The organism is Streptomyces sp. NPDC006458 (genome assembly GCF_040612135.1).
Lineage (GTDB): Bacteria > Actinomycetota > Actinomycetes > Streptomycetales > Streptomycetaceae > Streptomyces.
In genome coordinates, this window is record NZ_JBEXPR010000008.1 from 1 (window position 1) to 23122 (window position 23122).

General features: G+C 72.0%; 23 protein-coding genes and 1 riboswitch. Of the genes, 13 read left to right on the top strand and 10 right to left on the bottom strand.

Annotated elements, in window-relative coordinates; genetic code table 11:
* Positions 1-301 precede the first annotated feature (301 nt).
* From ABZZ79_RS12715 to ABZZ79_RS12730, 4 genes are all read left to right on the top strand, one after another.
* Positions 302-529 (top strand): hypothetical protein, encoded by a 228-nt coding sequence (locus ABZZ79_RS12715; protein WP_356688931.1) that lies wholly within the window; start codon positions 302-304, stop codon positions 527-529.
* Complete coding sequence (locus ABZZ79_RS12720; RefSeq protein ID WP_356688932.1) at positions 501-2639, top strand: YhgE/Pip domain-containing protein; 2139 nt, start codon at positions 501-503, stop codon at positions 2637-2639. The genes ABZZ79_RS12715 and ABZZ79_RS12720 overlap by 29 nt, the downstream gene beginning before the upstream one ends.
* Before the next feature lie 79 nt (positions 2640-2718).
* Positions 2719-3348: a helix-turn-helix domain-containing protein gene (locus tag ABZZ79_RS12725; protein WP_356688933.1), complete on the top strand. Its 630-nt coding sequence runs from the start codon at positions 2719-2721 to the stop codon at positions 3346-3348.
* A gap of 443 nt (positions 3349-3791) precedes the next feature.
* Positions 3792-5309, top strand: coding sequence for an NAD(P)/FAD-dependent oxidoreductase (locus ABZZ79_RS12730; protein WP_356688934.1), 1518 nt, complete (start codon positions 3792-3794; stop codon positions 5307-5309).
* Between the two features lie 58 nt (positions 5310-5367).
* Here ABZZ79_RS12730 and ABZZ79_RS12735 read toward each other — a convergent pair whose 3' ends face one another.
* From ABZZ79_RS12735 to ABZZ79_RS12760, 6 genes are all read right to left on the bottom strand, one after another.
* Positions 5368-6297 (bottom strand): hypothetical protein, encoded by a 930-nt coding sequence (locus ABZZ79_RS12735; protein ID WP_356688935.1) that lies wholly within the window; start codon positions 6295-6297, stop codon positions 5368-5370.
* Between the two features lie 56 nt (positions 6298-6353).
* The gene (gene metF, locus ABZZ79_RS12740) at positions 6354-7277 is read right to left on the bottom strand and encodes a methylenetetrahydrofolate reductase [NAD(P)H] (protein WP_356688936.1); all 924 of its coding nucleotides are present in this window, start codon (positions 7275-7277) and stop codon (positions 6354-6356) included.
* 171 nt (positions 7278-7448) lie between these two features.
* The gene (gene thiE / locus ABZZ79_RS12745; protein ID WP_356688937.1) at positions 7449-8096 is read right to left on the bottom strand and encodes a thiamine phosphate synthase; all 648 of its coding nucleotides are present in this window, start codon (positions 8094-8096) and stop codon (positions 7449-7451) included.
* Positions 8097-8172: 76 nt separating this feature from the next.
* On the bottom strand, positions 8173-8538 hold the full coding sequence (locus ABZZ79_RS12750; RefSeq protein ID WP_356688938.1) for an Rv2175c family DNA-binding protein: 366 nt from the start codon (positions 8536-8538) through the stop codon (positions 8173-8175).
* A gap of 374 nt (positions 8539-8912) precedes the next feature.
* Positions 8913-10160 carry an FAD-dependent oxidoreductase gene (locus tag ABZZ79_RS12755; RefSeq protein ID WP_356688939.1) on the bottom strand — a complete coding sequence of 416 codons (1248 nt, stop codon included), beginning with the start codon at positions 10158-10160 and terminating at the stop codon, positions 8913-8915.
* Positions 10161-10192: 32 nt separating this feature from the next.
* The gene (locus ABZZ79_RS12760) at positions 10193-10597 is read right to left on the bottom strand and encodes a hypothetical protein (protein ID WP_356688940.1); all 405 of its coding nucleotides are present in this window, start codon (positions 10595-10597) and stop codon (positions 10193-10195) included.
* A 55-nt stretch (positions 10598-10652) separates the two neighbouring features.
* Positions 10653-10763, top strand: a riboswitch (TPP riboswitch).
* Here ABZZ79_RS12760 and thiO point away from each other — a divergent pair.
* The 6 genes from thiO (at position 10761) to ABZZ79_RS12790 (ending at position 16714) form a co-directional block, all read left to right on the top strand.
* A complete protein-coding gene (thiO, locus tag ABZZ79_RS12765; RefSeq protein WP_356688941.1) occupies positions 10761-11918 on the top strand; it encodes a glycine oxidase ThiO in 1158 nt (385 codons plus the stop codon). Its footprint overlaps the riboswitch before it by 3 nt.
* A complete protein-coding gene (thiS, locus tag ABZZ79_RS12770; protein WP_356688942.1) occupies positions 11915-12115 on the top strand; it encodes a sulfur carrier protein ThiS in 201 nt (66 codons plus the stop codon). Before thiO ends, thiS begins: the two co-directional genes overlap by 4 nt.
* A 2-nt stretch (positions 12116-12117) precedes the next feature.
* Positions 12118-12912 carry a thiazole synthase gene (locus ABZZ79_RS12775; protein WP_356688943.1) on the top strand — a complete coding sequence of 265 codons (795 nt, stop codon included), beginning with the start codon at positions 12118-12120 and terminating at the stop codon, positions 12910-12912.
* Between the two features lie 240 nt (positions 12913-13152).
* Complete coding sequence (pknB, locus tag ABZZ79_RS12780) at positions 13153-15066, top strand: Stk1 family PASTA domain-containing Ser/Thr kinase (protein WP_356688944.1); 1914 nt, start codon at positions 13153-13155, stop codon at positions 15064-15066.
* 34 nt (positions 15067-15100) lie between these two features.
* Positions 15101-16006, top strand: coding sequence for a deoxyribonuclease IV (locus tag ABZZ79_RS12785; RefSeq protein ID WP_356688946.1), 906 nt, complete (start codon positions 15101-15103; stop codon positions 16004-16006).
* Between the two features lie 78 nt (positions 16007-16084).
* Positions 16085-16714, top strand: a complete 630-nt coding sequence (locus ABZZ79_RS12790) for a DUF4396 domain-containing protein (RefSeq protein WP_356688947.1) — start codon at positions 16085-16087, stop codon at positions 16712-16714.
* A 79-nt stretch (positions 16715-16793) separates the two neighbouring features.
* Here the strand turns inward: ABZZ79_RS12790 and ABZZ79_RS12795 are convergent, their stop codons facing one another.
* Positions 16794-17426 (bottom strand): sulfite oxidase-like oxidoreductase, encoded by a 633-nt coding sequence (locus ABZZ79_RS12795; protein ID WP_356688948.1) that lies wholly within the window; start codon positions 17424-17426, stop codon positions 16794-16796.
* Positions 17427-17601: 175 nt separating this feature from the next.
* On the opposite strand from ABZZ79_RS12795, the gene bfr reads away from it, so the two are divergent.
* On the top strand, positions 17602-18081 hold the full coding sequence (gene bfr / locus ABZZ79_RS12800; RefSeq protein WP_356688949.1) for a bacterioferritin: 480 nt from the start codon (positions 17602-17604) through the stop codon (positions 18079-18081).
* A 67-nt stretch (positions 18082-18148) separates the two neighbouring features.
* Here bfr and ABZZ79_RS12805 read toward each other — a convergent pair whose 3' ends face one another.
* Positions 18149-18394, bottom strand: a complete 246-nt coding sequence (locus ABZZ79_RS12805; protein ID WP_356688950.1) for a (2Fe-2S)-binding protein — start codon at positions 18392-18394, stop codon at positions 18149-18151.
* A 184-nt stretch (positions 18395-18578) separates the two neighbouring features.
* Positions 18579-19931: a class II 3-deoxy-7-phosphoheptulonate synthase gene (locus ABZZ79_RS12810; protein ID WP_356688951.1), complete on the bottom strand. Its 1353-nt coding sequence runs from the start codon at positions 19929-19931 to the stop codon at positions 18579-18581.
* Positions 19932-20052: 121 nt separating this feature from the next.
* Here ABZZ79_RS12810 and ABZZ79_RS12815 point away from each other — a divergent pair, with 121 nt between their 5' ends.
* Both ABZZ79_RS12815 and ABZZ79_RS12820 read left to right on the top strand, forming a co-directional pair.
* Positions 20053-20109 (top strand): trp operon leader peptide, encoded by a 57-nt coding sequence (locus tag ABZZ79_RS12815; RefSeq protein WP_356689156.1) that lies wholly within the window; start codon positions 20053-20055, stop codon positions 20107-20109.
* A gap of 131 nt (positions 20110-20240) precedes the next feature.
* Positions 20241-22136, top strand: a complete 1896-nt coding sequence (locus ABZZ79_RS12820) for an anthranilate synthase family protein (RefSeq protein WP_356688952.1) — start codon at positions 20241-20243, stop codon at positions 22134-22136.
* Here ABZZ79_RS12820 and ABZZ79_RS12825 read toward each other — a convergent pair.
* The gene (locus ABZZ79_RS12825; protein WP_356688953.1) at positions 22088-23083 is read right to left on the bottom strand and encodes a 2-hydroxyacid dehydrogenase; all 996 of its coding nucleotides are present in this window, start codon (positions 23081-23083) and stop codon (positions 22088-22090) included. The two genes, ABZZ79_RS12820 and ABZZ79_RS12825, sit on opposite strands and share 49 nt — an antisense overlap.
* Positions 23084-23122 lie beyond the last annotated feature (39 nt).

Genomic DNA, 23122 nt, shown 5'->3' on the forward strand with positions numbered 1-23122 from the left:
CGCGGGGGCGGGGGGCGCCCCGCCGGGGGGGGGGGGGGCCCGCCCGCCCCGGGGGGGGGGGGGGGCCGTCGCCCGGGGGGCTCCGGGGGGCGCCCCGGCGGACACGACCGACGAGGGGACGGAGGGGTGCGGGGCGGGTGACGGGGGGACGGAGGGGTGCGGGGCGACTGACGAGCGGACGAACGGGAGCAGCACGACCGACGAGCGGACGGACGGGAGCGGCACGCGCGACGGGGACCGTTCGGGCACCACCGGCACGGACGCGACCGCCGAGGACCGGAACGACACGACCGGCACGGACGTGACCGCCAAGGACCCGAGCGGCACCACCGGCACAGCCCCGACCACCGAGGACCCGAGCGACACCACCGGCACAGCCCCGACCACCGGGCCGTCGTCGCGCGGCGGCGGTGAGGCCGGCCGGGGCGGCGGCGCGACGGACACCGGCGACGCCGCACGGCCCACGCGCGCGGGTGACGACGAAGTGAAGGAGGCGGCCGATGCGCTCGCCGAGACTGGCCGCTCTTGAGCTGCGGCGGTTCGCCCGGGGCCGACTCCCCCGGGCCGCGCTGGTCTCGCTCCTGCTGCTGCCGCTGCTCTACGGCGCGCTGTACCTGTGGTCGTTCTGGGACCCGTACAGCCGCCTGGACCGCCTCCCGGTCGCCCTGGTGAACGACGACAAGGGCGCGACCGCCGACGGCAGGAAGGTCCGCGCGGGCGACGACATCACCGAGGGGCTGCGCGAGAGCGAAGTCTTCGACTGGCACGAGGTGAGCGCCGAGGACGCCCGCGCGGGCGTCGAGGACGGCACCTACTACCTGTCGCTGACCATGCCGGCCGACTTCAGCGAGCGCATCGCCTCCAGCTCGGGCGACTCCCCGGAGACGGGCGCCCTGCGGGTGCGCACCAACGACGCGAACAACTACATCGTCGGCCAGATCTCCCGGACGGTCTTCAGCGAGGTGCGCACGGCGGCGTCCACCAAGACCTCACGGTCGTTCCTGGACCGGATCTTCATCTCCTTCTCCGACATCCACGGAGCGACCGAGAAGGCCGCGAGCGGCGCCGACAGGCTCAAGGGCGGCATCGACAAGGCGGAGAAGGGCTCCAAGGACCTCGCCGACGGCCTGAAGGACGCCAAGAGCGGCAGCGGCGACCTCTCCAAGGGCGTCAAGAGGCTCGACTCCGGCGCGGGCGACCTGGAGGACGGCTCCGCCGAGGTCGCCGAGGGCACGCAGGCGCTCGCCGACAAGGTCAACGGGCTCGCCGACAAGGTCGGCCCGTTCCTGCGCAAGCACGAGAAGAGCATCGGTGAGACGGCCCAGTTCGTCGCCGACGCGGCCGGGGCGGTGCGCGACAACCTGGACGAGCTTCAGGAGCGCGCCCCGGCCGCCGCGCGGGACGCCCGCGACGCGGCCGACCGGCTGGCCGAGGTGTACCGAAGCCGCTGCCGGGCCGGCACGCCGCCGCCCGTCCCCACTGCCCCCGGCTCCCCCGTCGACGTGACTCCCGGCACCGGGCCCGACGCGGCCTGCCCGGATCTGAAGCTCGCCAAGGACGCGGCCGCCGACGTGGCGGGGGTCGCCCGGGACCTCGAAGACCTGGCCGCCGACCCCAAGGGCGAACTGGACAGGCTCGACCGGCATCTGGCGACCCTTCAGAAGCAGGCCCAGGCGCTCGCCGACCGGGCCCCGCATCTGTCGGAGGACCTGGACGAGGCCGTCTCCAAGATCAACAAGCTGAACGAGGGCGCCGGCAAGGTCGCCGCCGGGGCGAAGAAGCTGCACTCCGGACTCGGCACCGCCAAGACCGGCGCGGTGGACCTGGACGAGGGCGTCGGCCGGCTGAAGACGGGCGCCTTCGACCTGAACGGGGGCCTGTTCAAGCTCGTCGACGGCTCCGGGAAGCTCGCCGACGGCCTGCACGACGGCGCCGAGGCGATCCCCGACTACGACGAGTCCGAGCGCGACCGGCGCACGGCGGTCATGGCCGACCCGGTCCGGCTCGCCAGCCAGGCCCTGCACAAGGCGCCCAACTACGGCACCGGATTCGCCCCCTACTTCATCCCGCTGTCCCTGTGGGTCGGCGCGATGGTCGCCTACATGCTCGTCTCCCCGCTCAACCGGCGGGCCCTGGCCGCGGGCGCCTCCGCCTGGCGGATCGCGCTGGCGGGCTGGCTGCCGGTCGTGGCGATCGGCGCGCTGCAGACAACCGCCCTGATGGCGGTGCTGCACTGGGCGATCGGCCTGCAGATGGCGCGGGCGGCCGGGACGGTGGGCTTCCTGTGCCTGGTCACGGCCTGCTTCGCGGCGATCGTGCAGTGGCTCAACGCCCGCTTCGGCGCGGCCGGCCGCATCCTGGTCCTCGCCGTGCTGATGCTCCAGCTGACCTCGGCGGGCGGCACCTACCCCGTGCAGACCAGTCCGGGCTTCTTCAACGCCATCCACCCCTGGCTGCCCATGACCTATGTCGTCGAGGCCCTGCGGCGCCTGGTCAGCGGCGGCGGACTGGGCCCGGTGTGGCAGGCCTGCGCCGTGCTCGCCGCGTTCACGGCCGGGGCGCTCGCGCTGACCGCCCTGTCGGCCCGGCGCAAGCAGGTGTGGACGCTGGACCGGCTGCATCCGGAGCTGACCCTGTGAGACCGCCGCGCTCCGTCGAGCCGCCCGAGCACCCGGCTTCCGTGCCGTCGGGGGCCCGGTTGCTGTGACAATCGGGACCATGGAAAGCAGCAGCGCCACGTCGGGCGGCAGCACCCGCCGCGAGGCCACCCGGCAGAAGCTCTACGAGGCCGCGGTCACCCTCATCGCCGAGCAGGGCTTCTCCGCCACGACGGTGGACGAGATCGCCGAACGGGCCGGGGTCGCGAAGGGCACCGTCTACTACAACTTCGCCAGCAAGTCGGTCCTCTTCGAGGAGCTGCTGCGGCACGGCGTGGGACTGCTGACGGCCTCCCTCCAGGAGGCGGCGGAGCAGACGGTGCGGGGCGGCGGCTCCCAGGTGGACGCCCTGGACGCGATGATCCGGGCCGGCCTCGGCTTCATCGCCCGCTACCCGGCCTTCACCCAGCTGTACGTGGCCGAGCTGTGGCGCACCAACCGGGCCTGGCAGTCGACGCTGATGGTGGTGCGCCGGCAGGTCGTCGCGGTCGTCGAGGACGTGCTGCGCGCGGGCGTGAAGAACGGCGAGCTCAGCGAGGAGATCGACATCCAGCTGACCGCGGCCGCCCTGGTGGGCATGGTGCTGGTGGCCGCCCTGGACTGGCAGTCGTTCCAGCCGGAGCGCTCCCTGGACGATGTGCACGCGGCCCTGTCGCGGCTGCTCCAGGGGCGGGTCAGCGGCCGCCGCTGAGCGGCGTACGACGGCGCGGGAGCCGGCGCGGGAGCCGGCGCGGGAGCCGGCGCGGGAGCCGGCGCGGACGAGAACGCCGGTCCGGTCCGGCCGCGTCCCCCGCGGGCCGGACCGGACCGGCGCCTCGCTTTCCCCCGTGCCCCCCCTTGTCCCCCGTCGGTCCCCCGTGCGGTCGTCCCCCGGGTTCCCCCCGTGCCTCGCTCCCGCCGACCGGGTCGGCGGAAGGAGCGGTCGGGGGCCGCGCCGTTCCGCCGCCCCGTGTCGGCGGTGCCGGCGCAGTGCCCCGTTCCGTGCCTCCACTCTCCCGTTCCGGCCCGTCGCGCCCCATCCGCGCGCGTACTCATCTCGGCGCCTAGGTACGGATACTCACTCCTGAGTGCCGGCCCGGGGCCCCGGACGGCCCCGCGACCGGATTGTCAGTGGTGGCCGATAAAGTCGCTGGCATGGCACGGATTGCGGTGATCGGCGCCGGGATGGGCGCGATGGCGAGCGCCGCCCGGCTGGCCGTCGCGGGCCACCGGGTGACGGTGTACGAGCGGACGGACACCTACGGCGGCGGGGTGCGCCGTCTGGAGCGCGAGGGGTTCCGCTTCGACACCGGCCCCGGTCTGCTGCCGCTGCCCGCGGTCTACCGCGACCTGTTCATCAAGACCGGCAAGGAGCAGTTGGAGTCCCTCGTCGAGCTGGTCCAGGTCGACCCGTCCGCGCGGCACCTCTTCGCGGACGGCACCGAGGTCACACTCCCCAACGCCTCGCGCGCGGGCGTGGTCGCGGCGCTGGACGAGGCCCTCGGCAAGGGCGCGGGCGCCCGCTGGGGCGACTTCCTGGTCCGGGCCCGCGAGGCCTGGGACCGCTCGCGCCGGCCCCTGCTGGAGGAGCCCCTGTGGCCCAACTGGTCGGTGCTGGCCGAGCGCGAGCCCTATCCGGCGGTTCCGCACAAGCGGATGCTGCGCACACGCCGGGCGGGAACGCTTGCCGAGATCGGCGCCTGGGAGCTGCGCGACGCCCGGCTGGCCGCCCTGCTGGAGAGCCACGCCCTCGCCCACGGCCTGGACCCGCGCACGGCCCCGGCGAGCGCGGCGGTCCTGCCGTACATGGAGCACGCCTTCGGCACGTGGTACGTCAGGGGCGGCGTGCGGGAGCTGGCCCGCGCGCTGTACGAGCGGTGTCTGGCCCGCCGGGTCGAGTTCGTCTTCGACGCGGAGGTCGCCCGGATCCTTGTGAAGGACGGCCGCGCCGCGGGCGTGGAACCCGCCGACGGCGGGACTCCGGCCGAGGCGGACTTCGTGGTCGCCTGCGTCTCCCCCGGTGTGCTGGACCGTCTCACACCGGATGCGGCTCTGCGCGGCGAGGGTGAGGTGGCGCCGCAGCGCGGGCTGCCGAGCCGTCTGACGGTGCTGCTGGCGCTGCGCGGCGCCCGGCCGGAGGGGGCGGCTCACCGGACCGTGGTGCACACCGGGGACCGGGAGGCCGAACTGGACCTGCTCTTCGGGCATCCCTCGGGGATGCTTCGGAGCCCGACGGTCACCGTCCTGCGGCCGGCGGACCCGGCGCTGGTGCCGGACGCCGGTCATGAGGCGGTCGTCCTCACATCGGCGGTGCCCGCCTGGGCGGGAGGCCGCCGGCCCGAGACCGAGGTCTTCGCGGAGCAGGCCGAGCACATGATCACCGTGGCCGGGCGCGCCCTGCCCGGACTGCGGGACCGCCTCCTGTGGCACGAGGTCCGCACCCCCGCCGACATCGCGGCCGAGACCGGCGCGGAGGGGGGCGGGATTCCGGCGCCCTCGCTGGCGGCGGGCGCGGGCCGGCTGCTGCACCCGGCCAACTCCACCGCCCTGCCGGGCCTGTTCACCGCGGGCGGCTGGGCCCACCCGGGCGGCGGCCTGCCCCACGCGGGCATGTCGGGCGCCCTGGTGGCGGGTCTGATCGTGGAGGGGCCGGAGTTCCGCGGCTCGCAGTGAGCGCGCTGGGTCGGGCCGTCAGGCGGACAGGCTCCTCAGGAGCGGGTGGAGGTCACTCTCAGTAGCGGTAGTGCTCGTCGTAGCCGGTGCCCTGGGACTGGCCGTCGCCGCCCTGGTAGGGGTATCCCTGGTCCTGGGGAAGGTCGGTGCCGTACTGCTCGTCGGTGCGCTGCTGGGGCACCCAGACCCCGTCGGCCGGGGTGGACTCGCCGTAGCCGCCGGTGGCGTACTGGTCCTGGCCGTAGGCCTGCTGGCCGTACTGCTGCTGACCGCCGTAGCTGGTGTCGTACGAGGCGCCGCCGTAGCTCTGGGTGCCGATGTACGGGTCGGAGTAGGCGGCGTACTGCTGCTCGCCCGTGGCGTCGTAGCCGTAGGTCTGCTGCTGGCCGTAGCCGGAGTAGGCGTCGTAGCCGTAGCCCTGGTCGGTGCTCTGGGCGGTCGCGGCGTACTGGTCCTGGGGCTGCGCGGGCTGGGTGTAGCCGTCCCTGTATACGCCGTAGGAGCCGGTGTCCTCGGGGAGGGGCTGGGGCTGGTAGACGTCGGTGGTCTCGGCGGCCGCGGGCTCCGGGGTGCGGGTGGGCGTGAAGACGTCGTCGTGGTCGTAGTCGTCGTCCTGGGCGTAGCCGGACTCCGCGCGGCGGTGGTCGGCGGCCGCGCCGCGGTCGGTCTCCTCCAGGTCGGAGACCTCCAGGGTCGGGTCCTGGTACTCGTCGTCACGGTCCCGGTCGGCGCCGGGACGGTTGACCGCCCAGCCGGACTTGAAGCCGCGGCGGAAGGACATCGTGACGTAGACCTGCCCGAGCGCGAAGGCGCAGGCACCGAGGCCGATGACCACGACCGAGGAGATCAGCACACCGGCGACCACGCCGAGGAAGCCCGCGAAGGCGAGCAGCCGCCAGCGCAGCCGTGCCTTGTACTGCAGCAGCACCTCGCCGAGCAGCCACAGTGCGACGACTCCGAACGCGATGTAGAGGACCGTCCAGCCCATGTACGCCCCTCTCCCAGTGACCGCTACGCAGTGTGTCGTATACCGGTGCGGCAGGTCTAGGCCTGCGGGGGGTGGTGCAGGCCCAGGTTCTCGTAGATTTCCAGGGTCGCCGTGGAGTTGTTGAGCGTGATGAAGTGCAGTCCGGGGACACCCTCGGCCAGCAGCCGTGCACAGAACTCGGTGGCGAACTCGATACCGATGGAGCGTACAGCGGCGGGATTGTCTTTGGCTGTGAGGATCCGCTCTTTCAGCTCGGCCGGGATGCGGGCGTTGCTGAGCTGAGGCAGCCGCTCCAGCATCCGGACGCTGGTCACGGGCATGACCTCGGGGATCACCGGGGTCTCGCAGCCCGCGGCCTCGACTCGGTCACGCAGCCGCAGATACGACTCCGGCTGGAAGAACATCTGCGTGATGGCGTAGTCGGCTCCGGCGCGGCACTTGTCGACGAAGTGCTCGACGTCGGCGTCCCAGTCACCGGAGCGCGGGTGCATCTCCGGGAAGGCCGCCACGCCGACGCAGAAGTCGCCCGACTCCTTGATGAGCCGGACGAGTTCGGCGGCGTAGGTCAGGCCCTTGGGGTGGGGCACCCAGTCGCCCATCGGGTCGCCCGGCGGGTCGCCGCGCACGGCGAGCATGTTGCGGATACCGGCGTCGGCGTACTGGCCGATGATGTTGCGCAGTTCCGCGATGGAGTGGTTGACCGCGGTGAGGTGGGCGACCGGGGTGAGGGTCGTGTCCACGACGATCTGCTGGGTCTCCTTGACCGTGCCCGCGCGGGTCGAGCCGCCGGCACCGTAGGTGACGGAGACGAAGTCGGGAGAGACCGCCTCGACCCGGCGGAGCGCGTTCCACAGGTTCTTCTCGCCCTTGGGGGTCTTCGGCGCGGAGAACTCGAAGGAGTACGTCTTCTTGCCGGCGGCGAGCATGTCACGCACGGTGCGTGCGCGATCAGTCCTGGTCGATGCGGTTCCTAGGGCCATACCGGCAGGTTAGCCAGGGGGCGACCGTCCCCCAACCGGATCCCGGGAATTTGCCCGAATTGCCGGACTCTTGTCCAAGGGGTGGACATGAAGTGTCCGGAATGACCCGATCGATACCTGTGGGTGTCTCGCTATACGACCAGCACGGACATGTTCGAAGATCGCCCGGGCCTACGCGGCCCGCAGCCGCTTGGCGAACTCCGCCGCCGCCGCTGCCGGGTCGTCGGCCTCGGTGATCGCCCGGACGACCACCACCCGGCGGGCGCCCGCGTCGAGCACCTCGTCGAGATTGCCGAGGTCGATGCCGCCGATGGCGAACCAGGGGCGCTCGGTGCCGAGGCGGGCCGTGTGACGTACGAGGTCCAGGCCGGGGGCGTGGCGGCCCGGCTTGGTGGGGGTGGGCCAGCACGGGCCGGTGCAGAAGTAGTCCACGCCCTCCTGGACGGCGGCCGCGGCGGCCTCCGCCTCGCTGTGCGTGGAACGGCCCACCAGCACGTCCTCGCCGAGGATCGCGCGGGCCGCGGGGACCGGGAGGTCGCCCTGGCCGAGGTGCAGGACGTCGGCGCCCGCGGCGTGGGCGACGTCCGCGCGGTCGTTGACCGCGAGGAGCTTGCCGTGCCGGGCGCAGGCGTCTGCGAAGACCTTCAGGTGCTCCAGCTCCTCGCCGGCCTCCATGCCCTTGTCGCGCAGCTGCACGATGTCGACCCCGCCCGCGAGGACCGCGTCCAGGAACTCGGGCAGGTCGCCCCGGTGTCGGCGGGCGTCCGTGCAGAGGTAGAGCCGGGCGTCGGCGAGCTGGGCGCGCGCGGTCGCGGGCATGGGTGTTCCCCCCGTCGTTCGGTGGAGTACGGGCCGGGGCGGGTGCCCCGGCCCGTACGCCGGACTGCTGATCAGGTCAGACGGCGAGCGCCTGGGCGCGGCGCTTCACCTCCGTGCCGCGATTCTCGCTGAGTGCCTGTGCGGGGGTGCCGGGCAGGCTGTCGTCGGGCGTGAAGAGCCACTCCAGCATCTCTTCGTCGGTGAAGCCGTCGTCCCGCAGGAGCGTCAGGGTGCCGGTGAGGCCCTTGACGATCTTGTCCCCGTCGATGAAGGCGGCGGGGACGTGCAGTGCCCGGTTCTCACCTCGGCGTACGGCGATGAGCTGGCCCTCCTTGACCAGCTGCCGCACGCGCGTCACCTCGACATCGAGCATTTCCGCGATGTCGGGGAGGGTGAGCCAGGCGGGGACGAGAGCGTCGATCTTTGTGTCAATCTCGGTCACGCCTCCCAGCGTAGGCGCTTCGCTGATTGGGTGGCGATTGGGCGTGGCTGTGGGTGTCGGGGTGGGGGTGGGGGGTGGTGTCGTTCTCGCGCCGTGCGCGGTGTCCCTCGGGGGTGGCTTGTGGGTGCGGGGTTCGTCGTGGGTTTTCGCGCAGTTCCCCGCGCCCCTTGGGGTGGGGGGTTCCTGGGGTGGCTTGTGGGTGCGGGGTTCGTCGTGGGTTTTCGCGTAGTTCCCCGCGCCCCTTGGGGGTGATGGCCCCTGGGGTGGCTTGAGGGGGCGCGGTTCGTCGTGGGTTTTTCGCGCAGTTCCCCGCGCCCCTTGGGGGGCGGGGCCTTGGGGCGTCGGGGATGGGGGGTGGTGTGGCTGCGTGGCGGTCAGGGTGCTGCTGTTGCTGCCTTCAGGGGGCGGGAGGGGTCTTTCAGCAGCTCGGGGTTCATGTGGGCGCCCGCTTCGATCAGTTTGCGGGCCTGGGCCAGGTCGCGGGGGCGGCCCACCGCGAGGAGGGCGGTGAGGCGGCCTTCGCGCAGCCAGCAGACCGACCAGGCGGGGCCGGAGGGGTCGCCGCGCCAGAGGAGGGTGTCGGCGGACGTATGGTGGCCTGCGAACTGGACGAAGCGGCCGAACTGCTCGGACCAGAAGTACGGCACCGGGTCGTACACGGCCGGGGCCTCGCCCGTCTGGGCGCCGATGATGTTCTCCGCGACCGTGCGCGGGCCCTGGAGGGCGTTGTCCCAGTGGTGGACCAGCAGCCGCTCGCCGTATCTCCCGGAGGGGAAGGACGCGCAGTCGCCGACGGCGTAGACGTCGGGGGCGGAGGTACGCAGATGGGCGTCGGCCAAAACCTCCCCGTGTTCCCCCAGCTCGATGCCGGAACCCGCGAGCCACGCGGTGGCGGGCCGGGCTCCGATGCCGACGACGACCGCTCCGGCGGCCAGCCGGGTGCCGTCGTCGAGGACGACCTCGCCGGGCTCGACGTGCCGCACGCGCGCGTGGGTGCGCAGTTCGGCGCCGCTGTCGGCGTACCAGGAGGTCATCGGGGCGGCGACCTCCGCGGGCAGGGCACCGGCCAGCGGCCGGTCGGCGGCCTCCACGACGGTCACCGCGCAGCCCGCCTCGCGCGCGGCGGTGGCGAACTCGGCGCCGATCCAGCCCGCGCCGACGACCACGATGTCGTGCTGGTCGGCCAGCACGGGCCGCAGCCGCTCGGCGTCGTCCAGGGTGCGCAGCAGATGCACGCCCCGGACACCCTCCGTGCCGGGCAGCCGGATCGGTTCGGCGCCGGTCGCCAGTACCAGGACGTCGTACGGGACCGGCCCCTCGGCGGTGTCCAGCTCGTGGTCGCCCGGACGCACACCGAGGACCTCGCGGCCAAGGTGCAGCTCGATGTCGAGGGCCTCGAAGTCGACGTCGAACGCGGAGCCCTCGGCGGTGCCGAGCAGCACGGCCTTGGACAGCGGCGGACGGTCGTAGGGCTGGTGGGGCTCGGCGCCGATCAGCACGACCGCGCCCGGGAAGCCCTGCTCACGCAGCGCGACCGCGGTCTGCACGCCTGCCATGCCCGCGCCCACGACGACGACCCGCCGCACCGGGGACACTCCTCGTTCCTGCGTCTGCTCGCTCACCTGATCACCATAGACAACTGACAAACCGTCAGTCAGGGGGCGTGTTCCGTGACCTGCTCCACAACACTCGTCCCGCTGCCCGACTGCGACTCCCACTCCCAGCTCTCCTCCAGCCGTATCCGCCCGTCGGGCAGCTCCACGACCAGCGACACGCAGTGCCCCGAAGAGGTGGCGCCGTCGCGCTTGAGCTGGACGTACCGGAAGTCGAGCCGGTCCCCCTCCCGGGTACCCACGAGATGCCCGCGTACGACATCGCCCCCGGCGTAGTCGGCCCAGATCTCGCCGTTCTCCTCGTGGTACGCGAACCGGGTGCGGGTCCCGACCTGTCCCGGTGCCTGGTCGGCCACCGGGTAGAGGACCAGACCGTCGAGCGATCGACAGGGCGGGGCGGAGTCCCTCGTCCGAGGGTTGGGGTGGGGGACGGGCGGGCGTGCCATGGGCGAAGGGCTCCCTTACAGATGCGCCGGACCAACAGCTAGGGTGGGGCCAACGTAAAGCACTCGCGGGAGCCCGGCGCACCGGGCTGAGAGGGAGGCGGGCGGCCTCCGACCGTACGAACCTGATCCGGGTCATGCCGGCGAAGGGAGGGGCTGGACGCCCATGTCGCGTACGTCAGACGTCCTCGTGGTCGGGGGCGGCATCATCGGTCTGGTCACGGCCTGGCGGGCCGCGCAACGGGGTTTCGGCACGGTCGTCGTGGACCGCGAACCGGGCGGCGGAGCCGCGCAGGTGGCGGCCGGGATGCTGGCCGCCGTCACCGAACTGCACTACGGCGAGCAGACCCTGCTCGGCCTGAACCTCGCCTCGGCGCGCCGCTACCCGGACTTCGCCGCCGAGCTCACCGACCTCACCGGGCACGACCTCGGCTACCGGCAGTGCGGCACGCTGGCCGTCGCGCTGGACGCCGACGACCGGGCTCATCTGCGGGAACTGCACGCCCTGCAGCAGCAGTCGGGGCTGGACTCGCAGTGGCTGTCGGGGCGGGAGTGCCGGCGCCTGGAGCCGATGCTGGCGCCGGGGGTGCGCGGCGGGCTGCGGGTGGACGGCGACCACCAGATCGACCCGCGGCGACTGGCCGCTGCGCTGGTGGCGGCCTGCGAACGGGCCGGGGTGCGCTTCCACCGGGAGTGGGCCGAACGGCTCGTCGTGGAGCGCGGACGCGCGACCGGCGTCCTCACGGACGAGGGCGTCCTGCTGGGCGCCGGACAGGTCGTGCTCGCGGCGGGCAGTCGCAGCGGGCAGCTGGCGGGGGTGCCGGACGACCTGCTGCCGCCGGTGCGGCCGGTGAAGGGGCAGGTGCTGCGGCTGACCGTGCCGAAGCGGTACGCGCCCTTCCTCAACCGGACCGTCCGCGCGGTGGTGCGCGGCAGCCATGTCTACCTCGTCCCGCGCGAGAACGGCGAACTGGTCGTCGGGGCCACCAGCGAGGAGCTGGGCTGGGACACCACGGTCACCGCGGGCGGCGTGTACGAGCTGCTGCGCGACGCCCATGAGCTGGTCCCCGGCATCACCGAGCTGCCGCTGACGGAGACCCGCGCCGGGCTGCGCCCCGGCTCCCCCGACAACGCGCCGCTGCTCGGCCCGACCGGTCTGGACGGCCTGCTGCTGGCCACCGGCCATTACCGCAACGGCGTGCTCCTCACGCCCGTCACCGGCGACGCCCTGGCGCATGCCCTGGCCACCGGTGAACTCCCCGAGGAGGCCCGCCCCTTCACGCCCCGGCGGTTCGCCGCCGCACTCACGGAGCAGCCCGTATGAACATCTCGGTCAACGGCGAGCGCAGGTGGATCGAGCCGGGCACGGCTCTCGACGCGCTCGTGACGTCCCTCACCGCGGCTCCCTCCGGGGTGGCCGCCGCCCTCAACGAGACCGTCGTCCCGCGCGCGCAGTGGCCCGCCACCGCGCTCGCCGACGGCGACCGTGTCGAGGTCCTCACCGCCGTACAGGGAGGCTGACCATGGCCGACGATCCGTTTGTCCTCGGCGGTACGACGTTCGGCTCCCGGCTGATCATGGGTACGGGGGGTGCGCCCAGCCTGGAGGTGCTGGAGCGGGCGCTGCTGGCGTCCGGGACGGAGCTGACCACGGTCGCGATGCGCCGGGTCGACGCCTCGGTGCACGGCTCGGTGCTGTCCGTGCTGGAGAGGCTCGGCATCCGGGTGCTGCCGAACACGGCGGGCTGTTTCACCGCGGGCGAGGCGGTGCTGACCGCCCGGCTGGCCCGGGAGGCGCTCGGCACCGACCTGGTCAAGCTGGAGGTCATCGCCGACGAGCGGACGCTGCTGCCGGACCCCGTCGAGCTGCTGGACGCGGCCGAGACGCTGGTCGAGGACGGTTTCACCGTGCTGCCGTACACCAACGACGACCCCGTTCTCGCCCGGAAGCTGGAGGACGTGGGCTGCGCGGCGGTCATGCCGCTGGGGTCGCCGATCGGGTCCGGGCTGGGCATCCGGAACCCGCACAACTTCCAGCTGATCGTGGAGCACGCGCGCGTGCCGGTGATTCTGGACGCGGGTGCCGGTACGGCGTCGGACGTGGCGCTGGCGATGGAACTGGGGTGCGCCGGGGTGATGCTGGCGTCCGCGGTGACCCGGGCGCAGGAGCCGGTGCTGATGGCCGCCGCGATGAAGGCGGGGGTCGAGGCGGGGCGGCTCGCGTACCGGGCGGGGCGGATTCCGAAGCGGCACTTCGCCGAGGCGTCGTCTCCTGCGGAGGGCTTGGCGCGGTTGGATCCCGAGAGGCCGGCGTTCTGAGGGTCGCTTGCGAGGCCCTGGGCGTTGGTCGCCGTGCCCACCCGTTCCGCCCTTGCGGAACGCCTGCCCACGGGGGTGTCCGGAACCCCGGCGGTGAACGCCTGCCTACGGCGGTGAGCTCCGGCGGTTAAGCCTGCTCACGGACAAGGCGGTGCCACGCTCGGTCACAGGTCGGCTGCAGTCTCGCCCCTATCCCGTGCAAGCGGTGGGGGTGTCGGTGGCGGCTCGTAGACTCGCAGCGTGGACACGACCCTTCAGGACCCTCTGGTCGGGCAGGTGCTCGACGGGCGTTATCGCATCGAGGCACGGATCGCGGTCGGCGGGATGGCCACGGTCTACCGGGCCGTGGACACCCGCCTCGACCGCGTGCTCGCGCTGAAGGTGATGCACCCGACGCTGGCCGCCGACGGGTCGTTCGTGGACCGGTTCATCCGCGAGGCGAAGTCCGTGGCCCGGCTCGCGCACCCCAATGTGGTGCAGGTCTTCGACCAGGGCGCCGACGGGTCGTACGTGTATCTCGCGATGGAGTACATCGCCGGCTGCACCCTGCGGGACGTGCTGCGCGAGCGCGGCGCGCTCCAGCCGCGGGCCGCGCTGGACATCCTGGAGCCGATGCTGGCCGCGCTGGGGGGCGCGCACCGGGCCGGGTTCGTGCACCGGGACATGAAGCCGGAGAACGTGCTCATAGGGGACGACGGCCGGGTGAAGGTCGCCGACTTCGGTCTCGTGCGGTCGGTGGACACCGTCACCAACACCACGGGGACGGTCCTCGGGACCGTGTCGTATCTCGCGCCCGAGCAGATCGAGCAGGGTGCCGCGGATCCGCGCGTGGACGTGTACGCGTGCGGCGTGATGCTCTACGAGATGCTCACCGGCGGCAGGCCGCACCACGGGGACTCCCCCGCGCAGATCCTCTACAAGCATGTCCACGAGGACGTGCCGCCGCCGTCGGCGTCCGTGCCGGGGCTGGCGTACGAGCTGGACGAGCTGGTCGCCGCGGCGACCGCGCGGACCCCGGAGATCCGGCCGTACGACGCGGTGGCGCTGCTGGCGCGGCTGCGCGAGGCGCGGGCCGGGCTGAGCGACGAGCAGCTGGAGGCGGTACCGCCGCAGGCGCTCACCACGGAGCACGCGAACACGGAGGACCGCACGAGCGTGATCCCGCGCTCGCTGACGGTCCCCCGCCCGCTGCCGGTGAACGAGGAGGAGCGCCACCACACCAGCAGGCTGGCCAGCCCCGCGCCGCTGCCGCCGCGCCCCCGGCCGCTGCCCCGGCGCGGGCTGGTCTCCGTCGTCGCGGCCGTGCTGCTGGTGCTGGGCGTCGTCGCGGGCGTCTGGTACATCAACTCCGGCCAGTTCACCCAGGTCCCGCCGGTGCTGGCGAAGACCGAGCAGCAGGCCCGCGCGCGGCTGTCAGCGGCCGGGCTGGACGTCGGCGAGGTCAAGCCGGCCTACAGCGACACCGTCCGCCGCGGTCTGGTGATCAGCACGGACCCGGCGCCGGGAGCCCGCATCCGGGACAACGACTCGGTGACGCTCACCGTCTCCCGGGGCCCCGAGACCGTACGGGTGCCCGCGCTGCGCGGCGAGAAGCTGGCCGACGCCAAGCGGACCCTGAAGAACGAGAGCCTCGAACCGGGCATGGTCACGCGCGAGTTCAGCGACGAGGTGCCCAGGGGCGCGGTGCTGCGCACCGACCCGGAGGGCGGCGTCGAGCTGCGCGCGGGGACGGCGATCGCGATCGTCGTCAGCAAGGGCAGCCCGGTGGACATCCCGGACGTGGTCGGCGAGGACCTGGCCGACGCCCGCGCGGAGCTGCTGGAGGCGGGCCTGAAGGTCGAGGTGGCCTCCGCGCAGATCAACTCCGAGCACGACAAGGGTCAGGTCGCCCTGCAGTCGCCGGACTCGGGCGGCCAGGCCGCCGAGGGTGACACCGTGACGCTGACCCTGTCCAAGGGCCCGGTCATGGTGGAGGTGCCGGACGTGGTCGGAGACAGCGTGGACGAGGCCCGGGAGAAGCTGGAGGGGGCGGGCTTCGAGGTGAAGGAGGACCGCGGGCTGCTCGACCTGTTCAGCGACAAGGTCGAGGGCCAGTCGGTGCCGGGCGGCGAGACCGCGCCCAAGGGTTCGACGATCACGCTCGACATCGGCTGACCGGCCGGGCCGCGGGCCATGACACCCTGAACGGGTGAGCAGTGAGCAGCAGTCCCATGGCCGTTCCGGCCCGGTCCCCGGTCCGTCCCGCAACCCCGTCGGCAGTCATGTGCCCGTCGCCGGCGGTCTGAGCACCGTAGGACTGACCTACGCCCGTGACCTCAGGGCCGAGACCGTGCAGGTCTTCGTCGCCAACCCGCGCGGCTGGGCGACCCCGGCCGGGAACCCCCGCGAGGACGAGGCGTTCCGGGCGGCGTGCGCCGAGGAGTCGATCCCGGCGTATGTGCACGCCCCGTACCTGATCAACTTCGGCTCCCACACCGAGGCGACCGTCGAGAAGTCGGTCGCCTCGCTGCGGCACTCGCTGCGGCGGGGCCGGGAGATCGGCGCGCTGGGTGTGGTCGTGCACACCGGCAGCGCGACCGGGGGCCGGGAGCGCTCGGTGGCGCTGAAGCAGGTGCGCGAGCACATGCTGCCGCTGCTGGACGAGCTGACCCATGACGACGACCCGTTCCTGCTACTGGAGTCCACGGCCGGCCAGGGGTTCTCGCTGTGCTCACGGACCTGGGACTTCGGCCCCTACTTCGAGGCGCTGGACGCCCACCCGAAGCTGGGGATCTGCCTCGACACCTGCCATGTCTTCGCCGCCGGGCACGACCTGACCGGGCCGAGCGGCATGCACCAGACCCTGGATCTGCTGGTGGACACGGTGGGCGAGGGCCGGCTGAAGCTGATCCACGCCAACGACTCCGAGGCCGAGGTGGGCGCCCACCGGGACCGGCACGCCAACATCGGCGCCGGGCACATCGGCGAGGACCCCTTCCGCGCGCTGATGACCCACCCGGCGACCGAGGGGGTGCCCCTGATCATCGAGACGCCCGGCGGGAAGGAGGGCCATGCGGGTGACGTGGAGCGACTGAAGAAACTGCGCGACGGATAAGCCCTGGCGGGAATACCCCCCGGGGGTATACGGTTCCTGTAACAGCGCAGGAACCGTTGTCCGGCTATGGGGGCAGACATGGAGCACGAGACGCACACCGCGCACCAGCACGAGGGCCAGGGTCGTGAGGGCCACGTGGCGCACCACGCCGACCACGCGACCCATGACGCCCACGCGAGCCACGCCGACCGCACGAGCCACAAGGACCACGCCGACCACACGGCTCACGCCGGCCACGGCCACCAGGATCACGCGCATCACCACGGCGGCGGGGCCAGCTGGTCCATGGCCGCGAAGGCGACCCTGCACTGCCTCACCGGGTGTGCCATCGGCGAGGTGCTCGGCATGGTCATCGGTACCGCGTTGGGCTGGGGCAACGCGCCGACGATGATCCTCGCGATCGTCCTGGCGTTCTTCTTCGGCTACTCGCTCACCCTGTGGGGCGTACTGAAGGCCGGGGTCGAGCTGCGGGCCGCGGTGAAGGTCGCGCTGGCCGCCGACACGATCTCGATCGCCGTGATGGAGCTGATCGACAACGGTGTGATCGCCCTGTGGCCGGGCGCCATGGACGCGCACCTCGACGACGCGAAGTTCTGGTGGGTGCTGGCCATCGCCCTGGTGGCGGCCTTCATCATCACCACACCCGTCAACAAGTGGATGATCGGCCGCGGCAAGGGCCACGCGGTGGTCCACCAGTACCACCACTGACCCGCGGCGCCGGGCGGCGGACGACACGTGTCGCGGGGTCGGGTCACGGCCCGGAGCCCCCCTCCACGCCGGAAAGGCGCTACAGCTCAGGACCGTCGCCGGGCTCCTCCTGGTAGGAGTAGCGCTGTTCCTTCCAGGGGTCGCCGAGGTTGTGATAGCCGCGCTCCTCCCAGAAGCCGCGGCGGTCGGCGGTCATGTACTCCACGCCCCGGACCCACTTGGGCCCCTTCCAGGCGTACAGGTGCGGGACGATCAGGCGCAGCGGGAAGCCGTGCTCGGCGGTGAGGAGTTCGCCGTCCTTGTGGGTGGCGAAGATCGTGCGCTCGGAGGCGAAGTCCGCCAGCCGCAGATTGGAGCTGAAGCCGTACTCCGCCCATACCATCACATGGGTGACATCGGCGGCGGGCGGCGCGATCTCCAGGACGGTCCGGGCGGGGACGCCGCCCCACTCCGCGCCGATCATGCTGAACTTCGTGACGCAGTGCAGATCGGCCACGACGGTGGTGTGCGGCAGGGCCGTGAACTCCTCGTGGTTCCAGCAGTGCTTCTCACCGTCGGCGGTGGCGCCGAAGACCCTGAACTCCCAGCGCTCGGGCCGGAACTTGGGTACGGGTCCGTAGTGCGTGACCGGCCAGCCCCGCTGCAGTCGCTGTCCCGGCGGAAGCTCGGTCGGTGCTGCTTCTCCAGATTCACGCTCCACCGGATGACCCATGGCTCCATCCTGACAGACCCCGGACGGTGCACATGACCATGGAGGCCCGAAAGCGGACAACTGCCGATAAGCATGCACTTACTTACTAAGTACGCACTTACTGGACGATCTTCCTCGGCCGGTGCAATCATGCGGCGGCAACCTCCCCATCCCCCCTGTGGAAGGAACCGCTGCGATGAACGGCGACGCCGAGGTCCTCGAATTCCTCAACGAGCAGCTGACCGGTGAGCTGACCGCGATCAACCAGTACTTCCTGCACGCGAAGATGCAGGAGAACTTCGGCTGGACGAAGCTCGCGAAGTACACCCGGCACGAGTCCTTCGACGAGATGAAGCACGCCGAGGTGCTCACCGACCGCATCCTGTTCCTGGACGGCCTGCCGAACTACCAGCGGCTGTTCCACGTCCGGGTCGGTCAGTCGGTGCGGGAGATGTTCGAGGCGGACCGGCAGATCGAGGTGGAGGCGATCGACCGGCTCAAGCGGGGCATCAAGGTGATGCGCGAGAAGGGCGACATCACGTCGGCGAACATCTTCGAGTCGATCCTGGAGGACGAGGAGCACCACATCGACTACCTCGACACCCAGCTCGAACTGCTCGACAAGCTCGGTGAGGCCCTCTACATCGCGCAGCTCATCGAGCAGCCGGAGAGCTGAGCACGGTCACCGTGGAGCCGGGCGAGGCGGCCACCGCGCGGCAGGGCCGAACGGGGCGTGGCCGAAACTAGGCGGCTTCTTCCAGGACGGCGTCCGAGGCGTCCAGCCCCGTGAGCACCGGCTTGCCCTGGTCGGCGAGCTCACGGCGGGGGCACGCGCCACGGCCGAGCAGCGCCTGGATGCGACGGACGCAGGAACCGCAGTCGGTGCCGGCCTTGCACGCCGAGGCTATCTGGCGCGGGGTGCAGGCGCCGTCCTCCGCATGCTTCCTGACCTGCGCCTCGGTCACACCGAAGCAGCTGCAGACATACACGCGGATCGCCTCCCGCCGGGGTCGAAGGGTCGTGCCGCCCCGACGTACCGGACTGTCCGATGATCGGTGAGGCAAACCTAACCTTACCCGGGAGCCCGGAACCGCAAAAGTGCTGTGGGGCGCGGATCGTATGTGATCCGCGCCCCACTTCATGGCCGAAAGCAGCCGGTAACCGGCTGGTCCGTCACTGGTCCCGGTACATCTCCGCGACAAGGAAGGCCAGGTCAAGGGACTGGCTGCGGTTCAGACGCGGGTCGCAGGCCGTCTCGTAGCGCTGGTGCAGATCGTCGACGAAGATCTCGTCGCCACCGCCCACGCACTCGGTGACGTCGTCACCGGTGAGCTCGACGTGGATGCCGCCCGGGTGGGTGCCCAGGGACTTGTGGATCTCGAAGAAGCCCTTGACCTCGTCGAGCACGTCGTCGAAGCGGCGGGTCTTGTGACCGGAGGCGGCCTCGAAGGTGTTGCCGTGCATGGGATCGGTCACCCAGGCCACGGTGGCGCCGGAGGCGGTGACCTTCTCGACCAGCTCGGGGAGCTTGTCGCGGATCTTGTCCGCACCCATGCGCACGATGAAGGTCAGCCGACCAGGCTCGCGGTCCGGGTCCAGACGCTCGATGTACTGCAGCGCCTCCTCGGCCGTCGTGGACGGGCCGAGCTTGATGCCGATCGGGTTGCGGATCTGCGAGGCGAACTCGATGTGCGCGTGATCCAGCTGCCGGGTGCGCTCGCCGATCCACACCATGTGCCCGGAGACGTCGTAGAGCTGCCCGGTGCGGGAGTCGACACGGGTGAGCGCGGACTCGTAGTCGAGCAGCAGCGCCTCGTGCGAGGAGAAGAACTCGACGGTCTTGAACTCCTCCGGGTCGGCCCCGCAGGCGTGCATGAAGTTCAGCGCGTTGTCGATCTCACGGGCGAGCTGCTCGTAGCGCTGGCCGGAGGGCGACGACTTCACGAAGTCCTGGTTCCAGGCGTGCACCTGGCGCAGGTCGGCGTAGCCGCCGGTGGTGAAGGCGCGCACCAGGTTCAGCGTGGAGGCGGACGCGTGGTACATCCGCTTCAGCCGCTCCGGGTCCGGGACGCGGGAGGCCTCGGTGAAGTCGAAGCCGTTGACGGAGTCGCCCCGGTAGGTCGGGAGCGTCACACCGTCGCGGGTCTCGGTCGGCTTGGAACGCGGCTTGGAGTACTGGCCGGCGATACGGCCGACCTTCACCACGGGCACCGAGGCCGCGTACGTCAGGACGGCGCCCATCTGGAGCAGCGTCTTGAGCTTGTTGCGGATGTGGTCGGCGGAAACGGCGTCGAAGGCCTCGGCGCAGTCGCCGCCCTGGAGGAGGAACGCCTCTCCCTTGGCGACGGCCGCCATCCGGGCGCGCAGCTGGTCGCACTCGCCCGCGAAGACGAGCGGCGGATACGACTCGAGGTCCGCGATCGCTGCGCGCAGAGCCTCGACGTCGGGGTAATCGGGCTGCTGCGCCGCGGGCAGGTCTCGCCAGGTGTTGCCAGCGCTCGGGCTGGTCTTAGCGTTCACGGTCACGTCGTCAACATTACGGGGTCCTCACGGCGTCTCCGGGCCATGCCCATCAAGTGAGACACCCGCTACATTCCGTGGACAGGGCTCCCGCCGCGCCCGAAAGGCATGCGGTAGGGTTCCCGGCATGTTCGCGCATTCCGACCAGAACTGGTGGTGGACCGCTCATCCGGCGGCCCACTGACTGCGCGTACGCACGACTTCGCGAAGGCCGCCGAGGGGCGGCCTTCGGCGTTTCCGGGGTCCGTTCCTCACGAGTGAATTCCTAGTGCGCTCCGAGTGAGCCACAGCGCTCCCACGAGAAGGACACGGACCATGCATCTGCTCGACCTGCTCGACGATCCCCGACCGTTCGCCCTGCTGCGCCGCCGTACGCCGGGCCATGACGAGAACACCGTCGAGGTGCTGCTCGGCCCGGTCGCCTCCTGCGAGCGGCTCGCCGACCTCCCCGACGAGGGCCTGGCCCTGATCCCGTTCCGGCAGATCCGCGAGCGCGGCTTCGACGTCCGCGACGACGGCACCCCGCTCTCGGTGCTCACCCCCGAGGAGTCGCACACCCTGTCCCTCCAGGACGCCCTCGACCAGCTCCCGGCGCACGGGGTCCGGGTCCGTGAGGGCCGCTTCGACGTGGACGACGAGGCGTACGGCGAGATCGTCGGCCGGGTGCTGCGCGACGAGATCGGCCGGGGCGAGGGCGCGAACTTCGTCATCCGGCGGACCTACGAGGGTGAGATCCCCGGGTTCTCCCGGGCGGACGCCCTCGCTCTGTTCCGGCGGCTGCTGGCGGGCGAGCGGGGCGCGTACTGGACGTTCGTGGTGCACACCGGGGAGCGCACGCTGGTCGGGGCGAGCCCCGAGGTGCATGTCCGGATGTCCGGCGGAACGGTGGTGATGAACCCGATCAGCGGGACCTACCGCTACCCGGCCGAGGGCCCGACGCCTGAGCATCTGCTGGACTTCCTCGCCGACGGCAAGGAGATCGAGGAGCTGTCGATGGTCGTCGACGAGGAGCTCAAGATGATGTGCACGGTCGGCGACATGGGCGGGGTCGTGGTCGGCCCGCGGCTGAAGGAGATGGCCCACCTCGCGCACACCGAGTACGAACTGCGCGGGAAGTCGTCGCTGGACGTGCGGGAGGTGCTGAAGGAGACCATGTTCGCGGCGACCGTCACCGGCTCGCCCGTGCAGAACGCCTGCCGGGTCATCGAGCGGTACGAGCCCCTCGGGCGGGACGGGGTCGGGCGCGGCTACTACGCCGGTGCGCTCGCCCTGCTCGGCCGGGACTCCGGCGGCACCCAGACCCTCGACTCCCCCATCCTCATCCGCACCGCGGACATCTCGGCGGGCGGTCGGCTGCGCGTCCCGGTGGGCGCCACGCTGGTGCGCGGTTCGGATCCGGCGAGCGAGGTCGCCGAGACCCATGCGAAGGCGGCCGGGGTGCTGGCGGCCCTGGGCGTACGGCCGTCCGGGCCCGGGGCGCGTGGCGCGCGGCCGGGGCTGGCGGACGACCCGCGGGTGCGGGCGGCGCTGGACGGGCGGCGGGCCGGGCTGGCGCCGTTCTGGCTGCGGATGCAGGAACGGTCGGCGGAGCTGACCGGGCACGCGCTGGTGGTGGACGGCGAGGACACGTTCACCGCGATGCTCGCGCATGTGCTGAGGTCGGGCGGCCTGGAGGTGACCGTGCGGCGCTACGACGAGCCGGGCCTGCGGGCGGCGGTACGCGCCCACGCAGGGCCGGTCGTGCTGGGCCCCGGCCCGGGTGACCCCTCGGACCTGACCGACCCGAAGATGCGGTTCCTGCGCGAGCTCACTTCGGAGGTGGTCCGCGGTCACGCGCACGGGGTGCTCGGCGTCTGCCTCGGCCACGAGCTGATCGCGGTCGAGCTGGGGCTGGACATCGTCCGCAAGGACGTGCCCTACCAGGGGGCGCAGACGGTGGTCGATCTGTTCGGGCGGCCGGAGACCGTCGGGTTCTACAACAGTTTCGTGGCCCGCTGCGACGACGAGGCGGCCCGCGAACTGGCCGCGCACGGCGTCGAGGTGAGCCGGGCCGCGAACGGTGAGGTACACGCGCTGCGCGGGCCGGGCTTCGCCTCGGTGCAGTTCCACCCGGAGTCGGTGCTGACGCTGAACGGGGCGGTGGTGGTGCGGGAGCTGATGGGTCAGCTGCGCGGCACGAGCACGTTCTCCGAGCGGCGGCCCGCGCTGTAGTCGAGGACGTTCTTCACCGTGGCGTCGATGATCTGGCGGACGGCGTCCTCGGTGTAGTACGCCTGATGGGACGTCACCAGGACGTTCGGGAACGTGACGAGGCGGGCCAGGGTGTCGTCCTCGACCGCCTGCAGGGACTTGTCGAGGAAGAACAGGCCCGCCTCGGCCTCGTACACGTCGAGGCCGACCCCCGTGAAGCGGCCCGCGCGCAGCTCGGTGACGAGGGCGGCGCTGTCGATCAGGCCGCCGCGGCTGGAGTTGACCAGGATCGCGTCGTCCTTCATCGCCCTGAGCGCGGCATGGTCGATCAGGTGCAGGGTCTCCGGCATCAGGGGCACGTGCAGGGTGACCAGGTCGGACTCCGCCAGGAGCTGCTCCTTGGACACGTAGCGCATGCCGAGCTGCATGCACTCGGGGTTCTCGGCGACGTCCCAGCCGAGCAGGCGCATGCCGAAGCCGTGGGCGATACGGGTGAAGGCCTCGCCGATCTTGCCGGTACCGAGGACGCCGGCGGTACGGCCGTGCATGTCCCGGCCCATCAGCCCGTCGAGGCGGAAGTCGAAGTCGCGGGTGCGGGTGGAGGCGCGTACGACGCGGCGGTTGACGGCCATCGCGAGGGTCCAGGCGAACTCGGCGACGGAGTAGGGCGAGTAGTACGACACCCTCGCCACGGTCATGCCGACGCGTTCGGCCACGGCCAGGTCGATGTTGTTGAAGCCGGTGGAGCGCTGGGCGATCAGCTGGGTGCCGCCCGCGGCGAGGGTCTGCAGCACGCGCGGGCCGAGGTCGGCGTTGACGCTGGTGGAGATCACCTCGTAGCCGGCGGCGATGGGGGCGGTGTCCTCGTTGAGGAACACGTCGAGACAACGGACCTCGTGGTGGCCCTTGAAGGCGTGTTCGATGAGGGGTTTCTCGTCGGCCTGGACGCCGAACGCGAGAATCTCCACGGGGTCCCTCCGGGGGTTGGGCCGGGTATGGGGTGGTAC